The organism is Pseudomonas sp. 2995-3, from assembly GCF_002742565.1.
In the GTDB taxonomy this organism is placed as follows: domain Bacteria; phylum Pseudomonadota; class Gammaproteobacteria; order Pseudomonadales; family Pseudomonadaceae; genus Aquipseudomonas; species Aquipseudomonas edaphica.
In genome coordinates this window covers 1-505 of record NZ_LJSB01000389.1, presented here as the reverse complement: position 1 = coordinate 505, position 505 = coordinate 1, and the positions used below count along the sequence as shown (strand labels likewise).

General features: G+C 57.6%; 1 protein-coding gene. It reads left to right on the top strand.

Annotated elements, in window-relative coordinates; translation table 11 throughout:
- On the top strand, nucleotides 1–505 hold a 505-nt coding region (locus AOA62_RS29825; RefSeq protein WP_143521950.1), incomplete at both ends, for an immunoglobulin-like domain-containing protein.

Here is a 505-nt window from a genome sequence, read left to right as displayed (position 1 = left end):
CCGTAACCGTCCCTGCGCCTAGCGATGACGTGTTCATCGACAAGAGCACCCAAACCGTCAAGATCACCGACACTGCTGGCGGTAACTTCGAAAAACTGGAAGTGGCTGGTGATGGCGCAACCACCACCATCAACGACACCATCGACAAAGTGGATGTGGTTCTGACCGCCACCACCACCGTCGGTGAAGGCGGCAATATCGTCTACACCGCCAGCCTTGTGGATAAAAACGGCGCGGCAGTGACCAACATCACCAACCCGCTGACCGTGACTTTGGACAATGGCCAGACCATTACCATCGGTGTGAATCAGTCCAGCGGTACCGTCACCACTGTTGCGCCTAACGACGTATACAAAGGCGACCAGACCGTTACCACCGCAATTAAGGGTGTAACTGGCGGCGAGCACTTCGAAAACCTGGTGCCGGGCACAACGCCGGTGAATACCACCGTCACGGATACACCTGGCACTGCGGACACCACGACCGTCACGCTGACCGCGCCAAG